Annotated in this window: 17 protein-coding genes; 2 read left to right on the plus strand and 15 right to left on the minus strand. The window is 41.6% G+C overall.

Annotation, left to right across the window (positions count from 1 at the left end; all coding sequences use genetic code 11):
- Nucleotides 1-4: 4 nt before the first annotated feature.
- Together DH10bf12_RS02205 and DH10bf12_RS02210 are read right to left on the minus strand one after the other, a co-directional pair.
- Nucleotides 5-235: an excisionase family DNA-binding protein gene (locus DH10bf12_RS02205; RefSeq protein WP_471736986.1), complete on the minus strand. Its 231-nt coding sequence runs from the start codon at nt 233-235 to the stop codon at nt 5-7.
- 213 nt (nt 236-448) lie between these two features.
- Nucleotides 449-1,714, minus strand: a complete 1,266-nt coding sequence (locus DH10bf12_RS02210) for a helix-turn-helix domain-containing protein (protein ID WP_471736987.1) — start codon at nt 1,712-1,714, stop codon at nt 449-451.
- A gap of 117 nt (nt 1,715-1,831) precedes the next feature.
- Here DH10bf12_RS02210 and DH10bf12_RS02215 point away from each other — a divergent pair, with 117 nt between their 5' ends.
- Complete coding sequence (locus DH10bf12_RS02215; RefSeq protein ID WP_471736988.1) at nt 1,832-3,130, plus strand: MFS transporter; 1,299 nt, start codon at nt 1,832-1,834, stop codon at nt 3,128-3,130.
- A gap of 53 nt (nt 3,131-3,183) precedes the next feature.
- Here the strand turns inward: DH10bf12_RS02215 and DH10bf12_RS02220 are convergent, their stop codons facing one another.
- The 5 genes from DH10bf12_RS02220 to DH10bf12_RS02240 all read right to left on the minus strand — a co-directional run bounded on the left by DH10bf12_RS02220 (nt 3,184) and on the right by DH10bf12_RS02240 (nt 10,423).
- The gene (locus tag DH10bf12_RS02220) at nt 3,184-4,392 is read right to left on the minus strand and encodes an NAD(P)/FAD-dependent oxidoreductase (RefSeq protein WP_471736989.1); all 1,209 of its coding nucleotides are present in this window, start codon (nt 4,390-4,392) and stop codon (nt 3,184-3,186) included.
- 84 nt (nt 4,393-4,476) lie between these two features.
- Nucleotides 4,477-6,120, minus strand: coding sequence for a diguanylate cyclase domain-containing protein (locus DH10bf12_RS02225; RefSeq protein ID WP_471736990.1), 1,644 nt, complete (start codon nt 6,118-6,120; stop codon nt 4,477-4,479).
- 167 nt (nt 6,121-6,287) lie between these two features.
- Entirely contained in the window at nt 6,288-7,574 is a 1,287-nt protein-coding gene (gene aceA, locus DH10bf12_RS02230) for an isocitrate lyase (RefSeq protein ID WP_471736991.1), read from the minus strand.
- A gap of 73 nt (nt 7,575-7,647) precedes the next feature.
- On the minus strand, nt 7,648-7,947 hold the full coding sequence (locus DH10bf12_RS02235) for a hypothetical protein (protein ID WP_471736992.1): 300 nt from the start codon (nt 7,945-7,947) through the stop codon (nt 7,648-7,650).
- Nucleotides 7,948-8,260: 313 nt separating this feature from the next.
- Nucleotides 8,261-10,423 (minus strand): malate synthase G, encoded by a 2,163-nt coding sequence (locus DH10bf12_RS02240; RefSeq protein ID WP_471736993.1) that lies wholly within the window; start codon nt 10,421-10,423, stop codon nt 8,261-8,263.
- A gap of 171 nt (nt 10,424-10,594) precedes the next feature.
- Between DH10bf12_RS02240 and DH10bf12_RS02245 the strand changes: the two genes are divergently transcribed.
- Nucleotides 10,595-11,149 carry a biotin transporter BioY gene (locus DH10bf12_RS02245; protein ID WP_471736994.1) on the plus strand — a complete coding sequence of 185 codons (555 nt, stop codon included), beginning with the start codon at nt 10,595-10,597 and terminating at the stop codon, nt 11,147-11,149.
- Nucleotides 11,150-11,340: 191 nt separating this feature from the next.
- Here DH10bf12_RS02245 and DH10bf12_RS02250 read toward each other — a convergent pair whose 3' ends face one another.
- Genes DH10bf12_RS02250 through DH10bf12_RS02285 form a run of 8 tightly spaced genes read right to left on the minus strand, consistent with a single transcriptional unit; the run spans nt 11,341 to nt 19,621 of the window.
- Nucleotides 11,341-11,670, minus strand: a complete 330-nt coding sequence (locus tag DH10bf12_RS02250) for a helix-turn-helix domain-containing protein (protein WP_471736995.1) — start codon at nt 11,668-11,670, stop codon at nt 11,341-11,343.
- A 53-nt stretch (nt 11,671-11,723) separates the two neighbouring features.
- Nucleotides 11,724-12,620 (minus strand): UTP--glucose-1-phosphate uridylyltransferase GalU, encoded by an 897-nt coding sequence (gene galU, locus DH10bf12_RS02255; protein ID WP_471736996.1) that lies wholly within the window; start codon nt 12,618-12,620, stop codon nt 11,724-11,726.
- A gap of 23 nt (nt 12,621-12,643) precedes the next feature.
- On the minus strand, nt 12,644-13,939 hold the full coding sequence (locus DH10bf12_RS02260; RefSeq protein WP_471736997.1) for a glycosyl hydrolase family 28-related protein: 1,296 nt from the start codon (nt 13,937-13,939) through the stop codon (nt 12,644-12,646).
- Nucleotides 13,936-15,105: an NAD(P)-dependent oxidoreductase gene (locus DH10bf12_RS02265; protein ID WP_471736998.1), complete on the minus strand. Its 1,170-nt coding sequence runs from the start codon at nt 15,103-15,105 to the stop codon at nt 13,936-13,938. Before DH10bf12_RS02265 ends, DH10bf12_RS02260 begins: the two co-directional genes overlap by 4 nt.
- Nucleotides 15,106-15,147: 42 nt before the next feature.
- Nucleotides 15,148-16,539: a lipopolysaccharide biosynthesis protein gene (locus DH10bf12_RS02270; RefSeq protein WP_471736999.1), complete on the minus strand. Its 1,392-nt coding sequence runs from the start codon at nt 16,537-16,539 to the stop codon at nt 15,148-15,150.
- 25 nt (nt 16,540-16,564) lie between these two features.
- Nucleotides 16,565-17,851 carry an O-antigen ligase family protein gene (locus DH10bf12_RS02275; protein ID WP_471737000.1) on the minus strand — a complete coding sequence of 429 codons (1,287 nt, stop codon included), beginning with the start codon at nt 17,849-17,851 and terminating at the stop codon, nt 16,565-16,567.
- An 18-nt stretch (nt 17,852-17,869) separates the two neighbouring features.
- Nucleotides 17,870-18,796, minus strand: a complete 927-nt coding sequence (locus DH10bf12_RS02280) for a glycosyltransferase family 2 protein (protein WP_471737001.1) — start codon at nt 18,794-18,796, stop codon at nt 17,870-17,872.
- 45 nt (nt 18,797-18,841) lie between these two features.
- Nucleotides 18,842-19,621: a sugar phosphate nucleotidyltransferase gene (locus DH10bf12_RS02285; RefSeq protein ID WP_471737002.1), complete on the minus strand. Its 780-nt coding sequence runs from the start codon at nt 19,619-19,621 to the stop codon at nt 18,842-18,844.
- Nucleotides 19,622-19,629: the final 8 nt, after the last annotated feature.

The following is a 19,629-nucleotide window of genomic DNA, read 5'->3' on the forward strand; positions in this document are numbered from 1 at the left end:
TCTCTTAGTCTTCATCCTTCACATCATAACTCTCTGGAATCGGCTCATTCTTCCACTCTTCAATGAGCTCTTTTGCTTTTTCCACCTGTTTTAAATGCTGGTTAAATTGCTCTTTATTAATCAGGTATTGCTGTCCGTCATGAACAGCCTTAATTTTATTTTCATAGATCAGCTGTAAAATTGACTGCTCAGACATATCCAGATAGGCTGCTAATTCTTTTGTTGTAAGATACATTCTCTACACCCTTCATATGTCACGTATATTTCTATCATTCACATAGGTAATTATACACTCAAACCCTATAAATATCACCTTTTAAATTTCTACCCTGTATGACAGTCACATGACAAATTAACTATTTTCCCACAATTTTAAAGCAGAGACGCACTGTATAAACCGTAACAGTGCCCTCTGCCTGTATTCCCGCTATCTATAATCATAATCTTCTTATGATCTGTTATCCAAATTTGCTTTCGTTTTTTCCCATGTTTCCAAAATAAAATGATGGTACGGCGTCTCCGGCAAATCAGCTACTCTTGCTTTTGCCTGATCCGCATGAATCATTGCTGTTTCAGGATCGCCATTTTCAATGAGACAAAGTGCCATATAGGCATCTGCAGTGGCAAGCATGGAGATGTCGAATGGGTGATGGGCGAATGTTGGGAATTCAAATTGTTTTAGTTCCTCATACGCCTGATCAATATTTCCAAGACCGTAGTTTGCACTTCCGCGCTCCAGATATATAAAGCCACTTTCCTCCATCTCGGCAAACTCTTTGTTCTGCCTGATATCATTGAGCATCTGAAGAGCTTCTCCATGCTGCTTCAAATAAATGTTTTTATAATGAATTTCCATGAACATTGTGCTGGTGATGCCATCGTATCGCTCAGTGAATTCTGCGAACTGTCGTGATTTTTTTAACGCATAGCGCCTTTTCTCTTCATCGCCTTTTAATAACGAATGAAATGAAACGAGACGATAAACATCATCCATTAAGTAATAAATATTTTTACGCTTTGAAAAAGAAATAATGCTATCGAGAATTTCTGCTGCTTCCTCATATTTTCCTACCGCAAATAACAATACGGCTTCTAAATGATCTGATTCAATCTGCACAAGCGGATCCGCCAGTAACTCTTTTTTGTAGTAAGCTCCTTTGTAAACTAAAAGCTGATCAAGGGCTTCCTTGTAATCGTGCTGAATAAATTTATTCAGGACAATTCTCATTTGCGCTTTGTATACACTATGGTTCAATGACAAATATTCGTAGTATTCAATCGCCAGTCCAATATGATTCAATCCACTCTCACTTTTTCCATCATTTAAATCAATCCGACCTGCAATTTCATGAAAGCGACCAGTTTCATATGTTCTCGGTAAATCTTGATGAAGTATTTTTTCCAGCTCTTTTCTGATTTCCTGCTCGAGCCGTTGAAACTCCTTTAATGTCTTAGCCTGGTATACCGCCTGCATCATTTCTTCTATCTCAACCAGCTTCGTCTTCATCTCTTCACTCGACTCTTCAGCCAGCAAGAGCTGAACATTCACACCAAGCTGCTTTGCAATATGCTGAAGGCTCTCCATTGAAGGATTTGACCGTCCGTTTTCAATCAGACTCAGCATTCCTTTAGACATCACATCTCCTGCCACATCCACTAGCGTCATTTTCTTTTCTTTACGTAATTTCCGTATGTGTTCACCCAGACTGCTCATGCTGTTCACCCTCTGATTTCTTTTTGTTTAATTATATTAAACTTTTCTGTTGATTACAAAGAAAAAGCATGGTATGATTTGTTTAATTAAATTAAACTTTTGAAAAGAGGGGTTTATATGACCGACCAGCAGCGACTGCAAAAAGCCACCCGGAATTTGTTTTTCTTCACAGGCGGCGAGTTTATCGGCACGATTGGTGCACATATCTTTATGTTCGGGATCAGCTTTTTCGTTTTAACATTAACGGGTTCTGCTTCAAGCTTTGCTCTGACATTCCTTTGTTCGATGGTACCGAGAATTATACTTGCTCCCATTGCCGGTCATGTAGTCGACCGTCTGCCACGGAAAAAAGTTGTTGTGACTGCTCACGCCCTTATGACTGCGACAATGCTGCTGGTCTTTTTCTACACACTGTCATTTGGATTAAGCATGCCTGTTATTTATATCACTGCCGTACTCATTGCCATTTTTTCAACGTTTGCAGGCATCGGGCTGACCGCTTCTATTTCAAATTTCGTTGATGGTGCACGCATTCAGAGAGCCGTTTCATTAACTCAGTCCTCTACTTCACTGGCAACCATTCTGGGTCCTGTTTTAGGTGGACTGATGTATGGCTTCCTATCAATCGAAATGTTTTTCTTAATTCACGCAATCGCCTATGCTATTACAATGATTTGTGAAATAAATATTGATTTTTCTCTATATAAGAATGAATCGCACTCTGAGGTCACACAACAAAACGAACCGATGATTGCCAGTCTGAAAGCCGGCATTACCTTTGTAAAGGGACATCGTGTGCTGCTGCCCATTATGCTGGTGGCGCTTTGGGTAAACTTCTTTTTCATGGCAGCTGTAGTAGGACTGCCTTACATTATCATCGAAGTACTCGGTGCCACATCCAGTCAATTTGGATTGGTAGAAGCGATGATTGGTGCCGGAACACTTGCCCTTTCAGCCTTTCTTTCAACCCGTAAAGAATTTCAAAAGCCGATCCGGACGATGCGTTTTGGCATGATCAGTATTGGATTTCTATTTGCACTGTTAGCACTTCCGCTATTGATTCCAATGGGTTCGCCAGCATTTATCGTCTATTACATGGCTGTGAACTTCCTGTTTGGTGCAGCAATGATCATCATTAATACGCCAATCCTGGTGCTGATGCAAAAAACAACACCTGAGCATTACCGCGGAAGAGTCTTTGGACTCCTTGAAATGGTGGCATCAGGTATCTCACCAATCGGTCTGATCTTATTCGGCTTCTTATATGACTTTGCTGCCCCGGCGCTGATTATCCTAATTTCAGCCGCTCTCCTGATCCTAGTGACAGTAATCGGGTTACGACCTTCTAAAGTAGATGATGAATCTGCGATTGAAACAGTAGTAGAGGAACAGACAGCGAAGGTAGCTGAGGCTTAATTTTAAGATTTCACCCATTGAAAAAAGCCGGGAAGCTCCCGGCTTTTTCATATTCACTCTCTTCCCGGATCCACAATCGCCGCTTCATCCGGATCATGTTCTCCAAAAAGCATTTCACGCAGCAATTTTGCCCCAAGCTTACTGTACACAGTCCCATTACCGCCAAATCCAAGACAGTAATAAACCCCTTCCTTTTTTGGGTCCTTGCCGATAAATGGAAGACCATCTTCTGACTCTCCAAATGCCGCTGACCATAAATATTCAGCTTTAATGTCGAGTTCAGGGAAATGCTCTTTTACTCTGTTAATCAGTCTTTCACCGCGATCCTGAAGTTTTTCATCACTTACATCGGCATCCATCTTATCTTCATCCAGCCCTCCGGCGATTACTCTGCCGTCTTCTGTTGTTCTCATATAAAAGTAAGGACGCTTTGTTTCCCAGATCAGCGCCCGGTAAATCCATGACTCCAGATCTTCAACCGGGTTGGTTGTTATCGCATAGGTTCGATTTAACTCGCCGCCAAATCTGTCTGCTAAAGATTTTGCTTCATATCCGGTACAGTAGATGACGCGATCAGCAATGATTTTACCGTCAGCTATTTCTAACACATGCTTTCCGTCCACTGTCTGGAGGTTTTCAAGCAGCGTATGCTCATAGATTTGAACCCCACGTGTCTGCGCGCTTTCAAACAGTGATCTGATTAATCGGAATGGATTCACCTCTGCATCCCCATGCGTCATTAGGGCTGCCGGCTTTCTGAAGCCATATAACTCTTCAATTTTATCCGCTTCAAAATACTCTACTTCAAAGCCATGGTCAGTTAATGCTTTATATTCTTTCTTCAATTTTTCAATATCTGATTCATCTGATGCATAATACAGGCTTGGTCTTCTGATAAAATCCACTTTACCAGGCAGGGTTCCTGCTACCTTTTGCAGCTCTTCAACTGCATTCAGACACATTTTATAAAAGGTAACTGCTCTCTCTTCACCAATTTCATCTATAAATTCATGCAGCATTTTATCATTCGAATATTGAAGAAGGCCGGTGTTTGCGGATGAACTGCCTTCTCCGACACCACCTTTATCTACTACTGCAACCTTCAGCTGGGTATGGGACAGTTCTTCAGCACATAATGCACCTGCCATCCCCCCGCCTACAATCAGTACATCGATATGATGCTCTTCTTTTAAAGCCGGAAAAGACACGTCTCTTTCTGCAGTCTCCGGCCAGTATAGTTTCCCATTATGTAATTCAGTCATATTCTGCACTCCCTCTCTGTGTTTATTTATACCCTGCTCTGCTGCCTGGCAAAACTGCATAAAAAAATAAGCACGTCAGTGTGCTTATTTTCCGTACAGCCTCAGCATATTTTTCCCATTATCCTTCGCACTGTATAAGGCTTCATCCGCCTGTTTGATTAATTCACGCTTATTTTTCCCGTGGCGCGGATAAATAGAAATCCCCATACTGGAAGTGACATCAAGCTGCTGGCCGCTGATTCTGTAAGGCTTGCTCAGCGTATTTAATACTTCACCCGCTTTTTTCAGTGCATCTGCGTCATCTGAAATGTCCGGAAGCAGCACAAGGAATTCATCTCCGCCGAGTCTTGCTACGAGCTGGTTTTCATTCATTTCATTACGGATCCGGTTTGCAAAAAGTTTAAGCAAATCATCTCCGGCATCGTGACCGAACGAGTCATTGATTTCCTTAAAATGATCCATATCGATATAAAGTAGCGCAAACTGGCGTTGATTTTCTTTTGCGTCTGCAATAATCTCATCAATTTTTTCAGTAATGTGGCGGCGGTTTGGGAGGCCTGTCAGGCTGTCAGTGAACGCCATCTTTTTCAGCGCTCTTTCCGCTCTGTTACGCTGCGTCATATCCTGACCGACTTCATAGATTCCGATCGTCTCACCATTTACTCTGATTGGAAGTGTTTTAATTTTGAGCTCCACTTTGTTTCCTTTTTTATGAGACACCTCTGCAGTATATTCTACTGACTCTCCCTTTAGCGTTTTATGGACAGCTTCTTCATATTGCACTGATCGAGAATCAATATGACAAGATAAAAGGTGTGTATCCATTTGCAGAATTTCTTCTTTTGTGTAGCCGAGGATATCTGTTACAGCACCATTGACATCTTCAACATGGCCGTTTTTATCAATTGCCCAGATCATGTCCGGGTTCTCATCAAATAAAGACCTGAATCGCTCTTCACGCTCTTTTACTTCCCTTTCAATCTCCTTTAGCTGCGTAACATCTTTATACATGACAATTGCATAAGAGCTTTGATTCAGCTTCACTGGTCGATAGGAAGCCAGCACATCAATCACTCTTCCATCCTTACACACCCTCTGTCTCTTCATATTTTCAAACGCATGTCCGCTAAATAATTTTGCTAAAAAAGCTTCATGTTTTTCCTGATTATGCCCTGTGAAAAAAGGAGGAATTAAAACCCCCTGGATTTCATCTTCACTATAGCCAAGCATCTCTTCAAACGCCCGATTCACTCTATAGATAGAACCATCTTCATTCATAAAAAAAATAGCATCTGAGGCATGATCCCATACCAGACCAAGTTCAGCAGAAGTTTCAGCAAGGTTTTCTTCAAGTAATTTACGGTCTGTTACATCCCTAGTGATTGATAACACATGAGATACTTCATAATGCTCATTTAAAATCGGATTAAGTGTAGTCTCTCCAATCCACCCGTCTTCTCCAACCAACTCAAATTGAGTGTGCAACTTCGTATTTATTACCTCTATATACTTTCCTCTTATATAATCAGCACGCTCCGGGATATAAATATCTTCAAAACTTCTACCCAGAATGGCCTCGTCCAGACCCAGTTTCTTTTTTCCTTGCTCATTAATAAATTCATATATAAATTCAGGACCCGGAAGGACTTCAAGTATCAATACAATGTCAGATATCCTGTCCATCATCGTGATAAATGGGTATATACTATTTTCATATTTCTGTTTCATTAACTTAACCTCCATTCATCTGACATAGTACTTTTATCATACCACCATTGTACAAAAGTTAAGCGTGTCAATAGGCTAAAAAAATAATTTCAAATATGATTAACTTATTTACATAGAATAACTGAAAAAAACGCCCTATATGGAGGGCGTTTTTTTCAGTTATTCCATTATGCTTTCTGAAATTGATCTGCTTCTGTTGAGCCTGACAACGCTGTTGTTGAGGAAGTTCCGCCTGAGATCACCATAGACACTTCATCAAAGTACCCTGTTCCAACCTCGCGCTGGTGACGTGTTGCTGTGTAGCCATTCTCTTCTGCATCAAACTCTGCCTGCTGCAATTCAGAGTATGCACCCATGCCCCGTGCTTTATAGCCTCTAGCCAGTTCGAACATGCCGTAATTGAGTGAATGGAATCCTGCAAGCGTAACGAACTGGAATTTATACCCCATTTTACCCAGCTCCTGCTGGAATATTTCGATCGTTTCATCATCCAGCTTCTTTTTCCAGTTGAATGAAGGTGAGCAGTTATAAGCTAGCAGCTTACCAGGAAACTTCTCATGAATCGCTTCAGCAAATCTGCGCGCTTCATCAAGATTCGGTTCAGATGTTTCACACCAGATCAAATCTGCATAAGGTGCATATGCAAGGCCTCTTGAAATCGCCTGGTCAAGCCCATCATTTGTGCGGAAGAACCCTTCAGGTGTACGCTCACCTGTAATAAACTGATGATCGTATGGATCAACGTCACTTGTAATCAGGTTCGCTGCATTTGCATCCGTACGGGCAATGATTACTGTTGGTACGCCCATCACATCAGCTGCAAGTCTTGCCGAGATCAGGTTTTTAACGGCTGTCTGTGTTGGAAGCAGTACCTTTCCTCCTAAGTGACCGCATTTCTTTTCAGAAGAGAGCTGATCTTCCAAGTGAACACCGCCTGCTCCTGCTTCAATCATGGCTTTCGTTAGTTCAAACACGTTCAGGTTACCCCCAAAGCCAGCTTCCATATCTGCTACGATTGGGGCGAACCAGTATGTATCGCCCTTTCCTTCAGCCTGCTGAATCTGATCTGCACGCTGAAGTGTCTGGTTAATTCTTTTTACTACCTGCGGCACACTGTTTGCCGGATATAAGCTTTGATCCGGATACATATGGCCTGAAAGGTTCGCATCCGCTGCAACCTGCCAGCCACTCAGATAGATCGCCTTCAGTCCTGCTTTTACCTGCTGCATTGCCTGATTTCCAGTGAGGGCGCCAAGTGCGTTAATGTAATCTTCCTCATGCATCAGATTCCAAAGTCGTTCTGCACCCATTCTTGCAAGTGTCTGTTCGATAACAACTGACCCTCTTAATTTGATTACATCTTCCGGCGTATAAGGGCGCTGAACTCCTTCCCAGCGCTCCCCTTGCCAGTTTTGCTGTAGCTCTTCAACCTGCTGATTGTTTGTGTTTGTCATGATATCCATCCCCTTTTGTATTATTACAATTCATTTATTTTAAACTTGTTATATAACACAGTGGCCAAAAAAATTAATCTACATCAGAGCAACATTCAATTGCATCTTTGAAGGTATCATATTCCATCCCGCATGCTCTGCAGTGATTCAGTTCAACCCGCTCTTCACGCTTTCTGAATACAACAACGTCTGAGATCTGTTCCGGTACAATTTCAATTTCGCCTGTTGGGTGGTGGTGAAGGCGGTGTGCTTCGTTTCCGTAAACGAATAGCGTACCGTCCATTTCACGGTTTGTTTTACCGTTCATCAATTGCTGGGTTACCCACTTTTCAATCAGTTCCTGATTAGATGTACCTGTCATTTGTGTTTGCATTTGTCATCCCTCCAAATGGTTTTGTTTTCCTTTGATTGATATTAATATATAACAGAGTATTTTATTTTGCAACTGTTTTATAACAGAAAATTTAAATTTTTTTGAAAATGGGTTTGGCTTAGTAGTTTGGCGTGGATCGCAGCTCCAGGCGGACGCTTTTCGCGGCCGGGCGGTGAGCCCCCTCCGTGCCATTACAGGGGTCTCACCTGTCCCTTTCCGCCGCAGGAGTCGCCGCCTTCCGCTGCGATCCGCGCTGCAATTCATACTAAGTTTAAATTAATGCATTGTAATACAAAACTTTTACTTGCTAACTTTATGACTCTTTCAAAGCCATCATCTTCTCTTTATATTCCAGTCGTCTCTTGTGCAATATCGGTTCTGTGTACCCGCTTGGTTGTTTTGTACCTTCAAAGACCAGCTCTTTGGCTGCCTGGAAAGCGACTGACTCCCCGAAGTTCGCACTCATCGGCTGGTAGGCAGGGTCGGATGCATTTTGCTGGTCAACGACTTTTGCCATTTTTTCTAAGACCTGGATGACCTGTTGTTCTGTTACAACATTATGCTGGAGCCAGTTGGTGATGTGCTGACTTGAGATGCGCAGCGTTGCGCGGTCTTCCATCAGGCCTACGTTATGAATATCAGGCACTTTTGAACAGCCAATACCATGTTCAACCCAGCGTACAACATAGCCAAGGAGGCCTTGTGCGTTATTTTCAAGCTCCTGCTCGATGTCTTCAGGTGTCCACTGCTGATCTGAAAGTGGGATCGTCAGTAATGCAGGCTTGCGATTTGTGATTTGATTGCGCAGTGATGCCTGAATACTTTTCACCTTAAGCTGGTGGTAGTGAAGCGCATGCAATGTAGCCGCTGTTGGTGACGGAACCCATGCTGTGTTCCCACCGGCTTCAAGGTGACCGGTTTTCTGTTCCATCATATCTTTCATTCTGTCAGGCATTGCCCACATGCCTTTTCCGATCTGTGCTTTGCCTGGCAGACCGCATAATAGACCATTGTCAACATTTGATTTTTCATACGCATTCAGCCAATCGGACTGCTTCATTTCACCTTTTCTAATCACAGCACCAGCCTGCATAGACGTATGGATTTCATCACCTGTACGGTCAAGGAAACCTGTATTAATAAAGACGATCCGGTCTTTTACAATATAAATACAGTTTTTCAGATTCAGTGTTGTTCTCCGCTCTTCATCCATCACACCAATTTTAATCGTGTGACGCTCAAGCCCAAGCAGGTCTTCCACTGCATTGAACAAACGATTCGAAAATGCGACTTCCTCTGATCCGTGCATTTTCGGTTTTACGATATAAATCGATCCCTTTTCAGAATTTCTTCGATTTCCTTTAATATCATGAAGCGCAATCAGACTGGTAATGACCGCATCTGCAATGCCTTCAGGAATTTCATTTCCATCGCGGTCAAGGATCATTCCGTTTGTCATCAGGTGACCAACGTTTCTGATTAAAAGAAGCGAGCGTCCTCTCAGCTTCAGATCTCCACCATCACGACCTGTATAATAACGATCATCAGAAAGTTTACGATTAACGGTTTCCCCGCCTTTAACAAACCTTTCTGTAAGTGTCCCATTCATCAGTCCTAGCCAGTTGCGGTAGACAATTACCTTATCCTCAGCGTCAACTGCAGTAACTGAATCCTCACAGTCCATAATCGTTGTCAGTGCTGCTTCAACACATACATCCTTTACACCGGCTTTGTCTGTCTGACCAATCGGGTGCTTGTGATCAATTCTAATATCGAGATGCAGATCGTTGTGCTGTAATAGTACAGCCGTAGGGTGATCAGCAGAGCCCTGATGTCCCCTGAAAGCATCTGGATCTTTCAATGCCGTCTTCCCATCACTCGTTTCAACTGACAGCTGTCCATTTTCAATAAAATAACGTTTCACTTCTGCGTGTGACCCATTTTGAAGAGGGACTGCTTCATCCAAAAACCTTTTTGCATAGGCAATCACTAGCTCTCCCCGTTTCGGATTGTAGGATGACCCTTTTTCAGCGCCATTCTCCTCGCTGATCACATCTGTTCCATAAAGTCCGTCATACAGACTGCCCCACCTTGCATTCGCAGCATTGATCGCATACCGGGCATTATTCACAGGTACGACAAGCTGTGGTCCGGCCTGACTGGCGATTTCGCTATCAACGTTTTGAGTGGTAATCTGAAAATCCTCTACTTCATCTTCAAGGTAACCAATTTCTTTTAAAAAGCGTTCATAGTCTTCTCGCTGATCCTGCCAGTTGTATGACTGGTGCCATTCATCAATTTTCTGCTGCAGTTCTTCCCTCTTATGTAACAGCCGGCCGTTTTCAGGTGAGAACGCGTGGACAATCTCACTGAATCCATTCCAAAAATCTTCACTATTCATTCCGGTATCCACTAATGCCTCTTTTTCAATAAACTCATATAGTGCAGGATTTACCCGTAGACCACTCTTATTCATTTTTATCTTCCTCCTTTTGTTATATAACAGTTTATTTAATTATTTATTATTATATAACAAAAGATTTCAATTTCAACTGTTTTCTAAAATTTCTAAAAGTAGTAGCAACTATTCATTTATTTGTGTAAACTATAATTTGTTATAAGTTAACTCATTTAGGGGGGAATTCAAATGTCATCAGACCGTTTAAGAATGTATTTATTTAGCAGTATGTTAGCAGCCGTCACCGCAATTTTTGCACAGATTGAAATCCCGCTGCCACTGGTGCCCATCAGCGGTCAGACGCTTGCAGTCGGCATAGCGGCAACCATTTTAGGCAGCAGGTACGGTGCGTTTTCGATGGTGATCTATATGATGCTTGGCATCATTGGACTACCTGTATTTGCAGGCTTTGCAGGAGGCGCTCATATCGTAGCAGGTCCGACAGGCGGTTATATCGTAGGGTTTATTGCAGCAGCATTTTTCACGGGACTTTTTTTAGAAAAAACAGCATTTACATATAAAATGGCAATCATCGCTAATCTGATCGGTATGATCGTTACCCTTACATTCGGTAGCATCTGGCTCAAGATTCTGCTTGATCTCTCATGGCCTGCAGCACTGGCAGCGGGAGTGACGCCGTTTTTGGCAGTAGGTGTGATTAAGGCTTTGCTTGCGGCGTGGATTGGGATTGCTGTGAGGGATCGGTTAAAGAGTTCGCAGATGAGTTTTGGGAGGGTGGCATAAACCATCTCATATTTTACGATTAAAATCTTTATAGCTAGACTGTTAAGTAACAGAAAAACACTTGATATCAAGTGTTTTTCTGTTACTTATGATTTTATAACTGAACGCGATTTCAAGATCTTACATTTATATGAATCTCGATTTACTTCGATCTTCCTATCGTTTTTTACGTTTTGCCAAATTGTTTTTGGTTAACATTTGAGGTGTTTTTTAAACTTCAGATACTGTTGAAACTCAATAAAGTCTTCTTTGGACATTCCTTCTTTTATGCCTTCTTCTATTAACACAAGCCATTCCTGATCTAGAATTTCGTTATGAAAGCTCTTTTCCTCATCTACCAGGCTTTCTACAGATACTTCGAGTGTACTTGCAATTTTTGAAAGAATAAATAATGACGGGTTACTCTTCTTATTATTTTCAAGATTAGATAAATACGACTTTGATACATTGGATTTATTAGCTAAACGGGAAACAGAATACCCTTTTTTCAACCTAAGATATTTGATTTTATCCCCAATCATTTTCACTTCCCCTTTATTTTATTTAAGTACTCTCTAAAGAGAATCATTGGTTTTCAGTATGTTACTGTATTTTTTAATTCAATCGTTCTGACAACTTCCTTTAGATACTCTTTAAATTCCCCTTTAATAGATACATCATTTAATGCAAATTCAATAGTCGTTTTTAAAAATCCCAATGTTTCCCCAACGTCATAACGTATGCCTTCAAATTCGTATGCGTATACCTCCTGCATATGATTCAGCTTTTCTATTGCATCAGTAAGCTGTACTTCTCCTCCTGCTCCTGTTTCCTGATTTTCAAGCAACTTAAATATGTCTGGTGTAAGAACATATCTCCCGAGAATCGCAAAATTTGATGGAGCTGTTCCTAATGACGGCTTTTCTACAAACCCTTTAACATGAATCAGTCTCTGGTCTCTTCCTGCAGGATTGATAATGCCATACCGGTGAGTCTCTTCTTCTTTTACCTGCTGAACGCCAATGATTGACGTTCCTGTCTGCTCAAACTGATTCATAAGTTGCTTGATGCAAGGGACGCTGCTCTTTACGATATCGTCCCCCAGCAAAACGGCAAAGGGCTCATTCCCAATGAACTGACGGGCACACCATACAGCATGTCCTAAGCCCTTAGGTTCTTTTTGTCTAATATAGTGAATATTCGCTAAGTTTGAAGTAAACTTTACCTTTTCAAGTAAATCAAACTTTTCTTTCTCTATTAGATTCCGCTCTAACTCAGATGCATAATCAAAGTGATCTTCAATCGCTCTTTTTCCTTTACCAGTTACAATGATAATATCCTCGATCCCTGCAGCAACGGCTTCTTCAACAATATATTGAATCGTAGGCTTATCCACAATCGGGAGCATTTCTTTAGGCATCGCTTTAGTAGCCGGCAAGAATCTCGTTCCAAGACCCGCAGCAGGGATAATCGCTTTTTTTACTTTTTGCATATTATGATCCTCCTTCGAACGTTTTAATTACTCTTTAGAAATTCCTGCCATTCATAACCATCTTCAGTTGCAACACAGATATAAATTCGGTCGCCTCCACTACGTTCAACTAATATTGTCTTTCCTCTCCATAAAGCTGATGCTTCCGGAAGCTCTGTTGCTGTATACACACCCATACCGTCGAAGTAGCTCTGATCATTCATTCTGGTCAGCACTGGCGTTCCATCTTCATTGAGAAGAAACTGATTTTGCAGTAGTTCATCTTTATCCGATTTAAATCCTGTCAGCTCAAGACGACCTTCTGTACTATCCTGAGTTCGCAGCAGTGAAAGATTTCCGCCTGTTTCTGTATTAGTTTCTGTATAGAATGTATCTACTGAAACCATTGAATTCCATTTCATTGTAAAAATTGAAGAATCCGTTTCAATTTCGTTATCATATGCTCGTCCACCGATAATTTTTATATTTGAATCATTAATATCAAAAAATGCACTGTTTTCTTTTCGCAGGTTATTTCCCTCAAAGTGCGGACTGATCACCACCACGTTAAAGCAGTAGTCAAATTGAAAAGCTGTTTCCATATTGGCCCACTCAGCATTCAGTTGAATCAGTGTCATTTCACTGGCACGCTCAAACACAAACGGTACCACATCAGGTTCATACCGGTTATCCCGAAGACCGTTGGAGGTATAGATATTTTCTATCACGCTACCCGTATTCCCGCCTTGGGGTGGCACCAGATGGATCGCATTTTTAGCATATTGATACACATAGATGTTTCTCATATTTACTGAAAAAGCATAGTTTTCTTTATCCTGTGCAATGTAAAAGCCTCTGTAGACTGATACCATATGGATGCTTTCAAAGACTGAGTTAGCAACTTGTTCTTCAAACTGAATGGCATTGCGCTCAGTAAATTCACTCTGATCCCACCCTTCATAACTAAGTCCAAGGTTTCTGACATCATTTTTTGAGCCTGTAATCCTGAAGATCGGCTCATTTGCAGTACTGTAAATTACTGCTGTATCCATGCCTGAACCTTCAATTCTTTTTGAATCCACTTCAAGTGAACCGGTAATTAAGTAAGTCCCCGTCGGAAAATAAATATGATCATTCTCCTCCAAAGCCTGCCGGATCGCCTCTGTGTCATCCTGCTCACCATCTCCAACGGCTCCGTATTCCTTCACGTTCATGTAAGCAGAGTCTCCCATTTCCGGACGGGATTCTATTGTTCCGTGTGTCTTTTCATCCTCAGGCCAAAGCGAGATGAGGGCAATCACTCCGCTTAACAGCACAAGCATCATCATTAACTTTTTCATTTACTCGCCGCCTTGTATTGATTCAGCACTTTCTTTTCTGTTTCCAGCCAGGCGTTAAGCGCTATCGTTTCATCTATATCCACATCTGCCAATGAAATCAGCTGTCCTTCCTCAATATTATTCAGCAGCACTGCGTTTTCAAATAGTCCGATCGGTAAGTGGCCTTCATGTTCCTTAATTCTGACCGCCTCTCCTCTTACGTCGAAGCTGCCATTTGCTGATTGGATTTTTTCACCTTTTCTGATTGCTCTTTTTGCAATTGACCCTACACTAACGGAAGGTAATGATGAGTTATTGAGCAGCACGCCCCCACCATTCATTACACGCTTAATCGTTTTAACAATCTCAAGGTGGCATAAGTGATAGTTCTGAACGAGGGTATAAAATGGACCTGGACCAACCTTAAGATATTCAAGCGCACTCTGTTGATCTTCCTCATGCTCAGCTGTAATAAAAACACCAGCAGGACCTTGTGGACATAACACGTAGTCACTGATTGGACTTCCGAGCTGTTTTGCCTTTTCAGCTAGCTGCTCACCGCCTGATTTGATATCTGCAGCAGCGGGACCTAGTAAACCGTCCTGATAAATATCCACACCTAGGCCGTTTGAAACCAGTGCCTGTTCAATTTGAACTTTAGTACCGTCAGTAAATGATGTAACTTTCGCAAGGCTTAAATTGTTGCGCTTACTCCAATACATCATTTCATCACGATCCGGATTTAAATTGATAAACCCTTTAATGTTGCCGTACACAAGAGGTTTAAATCCCATCTGAATAATATCTTCATGCAGAGCTGCAATACATCCAGGCTGATCTCCCTCTGCTTCAGTTATAAAACCTCTTTCAGATAAATACGACCCTGAAGTGACATGCAGCTCAGCGTTCATTGTCACAACAGGTAATCCAGCTGAAAAAGCTTTCAAGACAATTTCCGTCCCATAGATCGGATCGCCGCTGCACTCTACAATGAGATCCGAATTGTCTATAAATCTGTCTACTTCATTTGTAAACTTCTCCTGATACGGAGATGAATGAAAGTCATTCAGGTTTCTTCTTGTCAGTACACTCGTTACTGTCATGTCTTTCCGCAAATGTAGTGCCCTGATCAGTCCAGTAGCGATAAACCCTGTGCCTACGATCCCTACTTTTGTTTTTAAGTACATTTTTTACACCTCTCACTCGTTAATGATGCTGCCTGTAAAATATTAAATCAGCTTTCTTGCAGGTCTCATTCTGATGATTTCTTTTCTGACCAGTCCATATACGCCTGTAAAATCAGCATATCCCTTTATGTGGAGCGCGCGGTAAACGCTGATAATCATATAGATTTGAGCAAGGACACCTGGCACTAAGAAGCCTAGCGCTACGCCTGCTCCTCCAAAATGCTGACCTGCCCAGCCAGCTGTTCCCATGGAGATGAAACCTGTTATGATCGTAATCAACATCAACTTTCTTTGAAAACCGGTCATTGCCAGCAAATTCGCTGCTGTGCCGCTCCAGATCACCATTAAGTGCTTAAAAGCAAGCAGGAAAAGAATCAATGCTCCACTTCCGTATACTTCTGATCCAAAGATAAGCCTTAATAATATCTCTCCAAAAAGTATAAATACTATAAAAAGCAGGAGCGCCGGAATGAAAGCTAAAGCAGTGACAGTCCTGAGCGTTTTTTCAAATTCTTTTATTCTGCCGGCTGCAAACTTGCTTGCAATCATCGGCTGTGTCACAGAGTTCAATATGATAAAAGGCATAGACATCAGAATCGCCAATTTGGCCGCCGCTCCGTAAATCGCTATATCGTGCTGAGTGCCAATGATACTGATCATCCAGATATCAGCCTGTGTAATAAAAAAATAACTGAGTGCTGTAATCATGAATGGGAAAGTAACTGGCAGGATCTTTCTTATTGATAAAGTTGGTTGATCACTGAAGTGTTCACTTTTTTTAATAACAGAAAGTTTTTTTATCAAAATAGCCAGCCCAAATATATTAGATGCTGAAATTGCGGTCACCCAAAGGACGATCACAGAATGGATGGATAAACTGTACCAGTCAAACTGACTGGTTAACGTCAGCAATACAATAAAAATGACTGTAGATGAAAGCCCCCCGAAGATCGTAGCGAGCTTAATATCCTGAAAACCTCTGAATGACTCTCCAATTACTACCTGAAAGCCATTTGCAATCATCCAGAAAATCAATACCAGCGTAATGGCAGTTAACCCTTCAATGCTGAAAATGTATAATGCGATCATTTCAGAAGTGAAGAAATATAAAATACCGACTGCTACTGACCCGGCAAGGGTACCCAGAAAGGCTGCTTTAATCATGTACAGGACATTGCCCGGCCTGTCCTGAGAAAGATTGTCCGCTACATACTTAACAACTGTTTGTTCAAAGCCGGCGGTGGATGCGTATGCGCCGAAGATCGCAATATTAAATACAAGAAAGTATAAACCAAGCTCTTCTGTCAGCAGAATCCTTGCAAGTGTCGCGTTGATCACTAACGTCATAATTGAAGTCGAAAACTTTCCGAGAAATGCCCATATACCTCCTGATCTGATCCTTTGACTGTCTGTTTCTGTAGCGCCTGTCGTCACGCCCGCTCACCACCTTTTTAATTCCCTAATCGATTTTCGCTTTAATCACTTTTAATGAATGCCAAGCCTCATCAGACTGAGCAGCAGCCTGCTCTTTTTTCTCCAGACTGTTTTTCACTGCCAGTGTTCCGAGTATAAAACATACATAAATGGTTGTTGTTTGAAGGAGAGATGCCGTCAAAAAAGAGTAATTAATAAACAGTGCCAGTGTTAAAATCTTGTGATGAGTAATAGAAAAGAACGTATATACGATAAAAATTGTGAATAAAATCCCTCCGATGATCCCATATTCAACAAGTAATTTAATGTAGGCAATCGGGTGAGCTGTAATATGTGAAGGAGATAATTCATCAAACGTGTAGTTAGCTGAATAATACTCCTGTACACTTCCTGCACCGTATCCAAAAACCACTGTTGATGTATCTTCTGTCCGGAAAAACTCTCCGTATGCCTGCCATGGTGCTATAAACCTTACATGTCCACTCGTTCTTGGTGTATTAAATTCCTCAAGACGTTCCACAAATATTTCACCATACCCCTGGGCGAACATAGTAAAGACTGAAATGCCACAGATCAGCGTGATCAGAATAAACTGAACAGGCTTCATTTTAATAAGCAATGGAACTGCTACAATCGCCAGGATAATGAACCCTGTGCCCGAAAATGACAGCAGCATTCCTACAAAGAACAGCATCATGACCATGATCCTTCTTCTTGTGATAAATTCAATAACCAGCCCAATCGCCAGCATCTTAGAGAAAAAAGACGGTTCAAGCATGAACATGCCGTTCGCTTTAATAATCGGTGAATCCCATGACATTGGGTTCAGCGTATTATAATCCTGCAAAATAAATTGATCTGGAAGCGACTCAAGCGGATCATAGAAACCTCCACCTGTGAACTGTGCTGCATATTGTCCGATTCCAATGATGGCAATAATGACCATCATCGTCTGATAAGTAGATAAAATATAATCCAGGCTGCCTTTTTTCCTGTGTATAAAAAGCAGCGGTAAGTAAAAAACAATCACAGACAGCAGGGAGGCGACACCGACTGACCTGAGTTCCATCAGTGCGTAAAAACTTACCAGGCTCAGCCCGCTTACTGCCAAAAGGAACAACGTCAGTCTCCGCTGATCTATCTCAATTGTGTTCAGTACATATAAGACTGTGATCGAGAGCAATGATAATAAAAAGACGGGGGAAAGTTGAATTTCTCCTACTGTAACGGCGAATCTCTGTAAGAATATAAGACTGAATAATATTAAAAAGATAAAAAATTTTTCTTTATTGGAGATTACCGATTCATTCACGCTTTCCCCTCCTCTCACCTAGTCCGAGAACTGTCCGATTTGATTTCTTACTCCATGTAAAGCGCCTTTAAAAATCATCCTGCTCCGCTTTAGCTTGTTATCTTTGTTAAAAACATAAAGCAGGTGGAATTTCACGATTCTGTATGCCATATAAAAAAGTGCTATCCCCTTATACTTGGGATTGTTCCTTTTTACAAACAAATAGCCATTCCGCATCAGATAGTACGCATAATGTGGTGATAATTCCTCTGACTTAGTTGAACTGGATTCCTTGTGATAGATCAGGGAATCCGGCACGTAAACGATTTTCATACCTGCTTTTTTTGCTTTCAGGTTCCAGTCAGTATCTTCATAGTAGATAAAGTAATCCTCATCCAGCCATCCGATTAATTCGATTAGTTCCCTGCGAAACAACATGCTGCATCCTACGACAAAATCCACTTCTTTTCTTTCATTGAACTTTTCCGACTCCGGCTGATCGATGCCATATGGTTTGCTTGTGCCAAGGTACTGATTGATAGAACCACCTGCAAACCACACTAGATTATTATTCATATTAATAATCTTAGACCCTACAATCCCGATTTCTTTATCTGACTCCATTTCTTCCACAAGTCTGGTTAGCGAATGCTGATCAGCAATTGTATCGTTATTAAGCATCCATAAGTATTCGTATCCCTGCTCATAAGCTGCTTTCATGCCGACGTTATTTCCGCCGGCACAGCCTATGTTACCGCCTGACTGAATCATCGTAAGCGGAATACTGAATGCCCCTGAAAGCTGGTCTGCTCTCAGCCTTTCATAAGATTGGTCTTTGGAGTCATTATCTACAAGAAAGACATGGAAGTTCTGATAGCTTAGCTTTTCAAGAGAATACAGGCACTCCACTGTGTCGTGATAAGCATTCCAGTTCAACAAAATAATCGCGACTGACTTCTCGTTCACGCAACAGTTCACCTCGTTTCAGTATTTTTTCTTAATAAAGAACAATCAGATCGTCGCAATCTTCAGCTTTTTCGCTACAGCCGGTACTTCCTGTTCTGTATCCTTCAGATCAATTACGATATTTTCAACAATTTTATTTGCACGGGCCAGCGATTCATGTGTACCGGCATCAATCCACTCACCTTCTACAATGCCAAATTGCAGTTCATTCATATGAATATAAGCATTATTCACATCTGTAATCTCAAGCTCTCCGCGTCGTGATGGCTGTAATGTTTTAATAATGTTGAACACTCTGGCATCATACATATAAAATCCGGTCACCGCATAATTTGATTTTGGCTGTGTCGGCTTTTCTTCAATCGAGACAATGTGATCCTTTTTCACCTCTGCTACACCAAAGCGCTGTGGATCACTCACTTCCTTCATAAGAATCTTCGCGCCTCTTCCCTGCTGCCTGAATTCTGTCACATACGGCGTAATATCAGTAGTGAAGATGTTATCTCCAAGTATGACAGCCATTAGATCATTCCCGACAAATTCTTCTGCAAGATCAAGTGCCTCAGCGATGCCGCCTGCCTGATCCTGCACTCTGTAAGTAAGTTTAAGGCCCATCTCAGAACCGCTGCCAAGAAGGTTAATAATATCACCAGCGTGATGTCTGCCGGTTACAATCATCATGTCAGTAATTCCAGCCTGCTTCAGCTTTGCAATTGAGTAAAAAATCATCGGATATTTTCCTACCGGAAGTAAGTGTTTATTCGTCACCTTCGTCAATGGGTTAAGTCTGGAACCTGTACCACCCGCTAAAATAATCCCTTTCATTACGCTCA

Source organism: Jeotgalibacillus sp. 10bf12 (assembly GCF_055597105.1).

Excerpts from the sequence above, each read along its gene's own strand:
- DH10bf12_RS02205 (WP_471736986.1), bottom strand. The coding sequence starts at position 235 with ATGTATCTTACAACAAAAGAATTAGCAGCCTATCTGGATATGTCTGAG.
- DH10bf12_RS02210 (WP_471736987.1), bottom strand. The coding sequence starts at position 1,714 with ATGAGCAGTCTGGGTGAACACATACGGAAATTACGTAAAGAAAAGAAA.
- DH10bf12_RS02215 (WP_471736988.1), top strand. The coding sequence starts at position 1,832 with ATGACCGACCAGCAGCGACTGCAAAAAGCCACCCGGAATTTGTTTTTC.
- DH10bf12_RS02220 (WP_471736989.1), bottom strand. The coding sequence starts at position 4,392 with ATGACTGAATTACATAATGGGAAACTATACTGGCCGGAGACTGCAGAA.
- DH10bf12_RS02225 (WP_471736990.1), bottom strand. The coding sequence starts at position 6,120 with ATGAAACAGAAATATGAAAATAGTATATACCCATTTATCACGATGATG.
- aceA (WP_471736991.1), bottom strand. The coding sequence starts at position 7,574 with ATGACAAACACAAACAATCAGCAGGTTGAAGAGCTACAGCAAAACTGG.
- DH10bf12_RS02235 (WP_471736992.1), bottom strand. The coding sequence starts at position 7,947 with ATGCAAACACAAATGACAGGTACATCTAATCAGGAACTGATTGAAAAG.
- DH10bf12_RS02240 (WP_471736993.1), bottom strand. The coding sequence starts at position 10,423 with ATGAATAAGAGTGGTCTACGGGTAAATCCTGCACTATATGAGTTTATT.
- DH10bf12_RS02245 (WP_471736994.1), top strand. The coding sequence starts at position 10,595 with ATGTCATCAGACCGTTTAAGAATGTATTTATTTAGCAGTATGTTAGCA.
- DH10bf12_RS02250 (WP_471736995.1), bottom strand. The coding sequence starts at position 11,670 with ATGATTGGGGATAAAATCAAATATCTTAGGTTGAAAAAAGGGTATTCT.
- galU (WP_471736996.1), bottom strand. The coding sequence starts at position 12,620 with ATGCAAAAAGTAAAAAAAGCGATTATCCCTGCTGCGGGTCTTGGAACG.
- DH10bf12_RS02260 (WP_471736997.1), bottom strand. The coding sequence starts at position 13,939 with ATGAAAAAGTTAATGATGATGCTTGTGCTGTTAAGCGGAGTGATTGCC.
- DH10bf12_RS02265 (WP_471736998.1), bottom strand. The coding sequence starts at position 15,105 with ATGTACTTAAAAACAAAAGTAGGGATCGTAGGCACAGGGTTTATCGCT.
- DH10bf12_RS02285 (WP_471737002.1), bottom strand. The coding sequence starts at position 19,621 with ATGAAAGGGATTATTTTAGCGGGTGGTACAGGTTCCAGACTTAACCCA.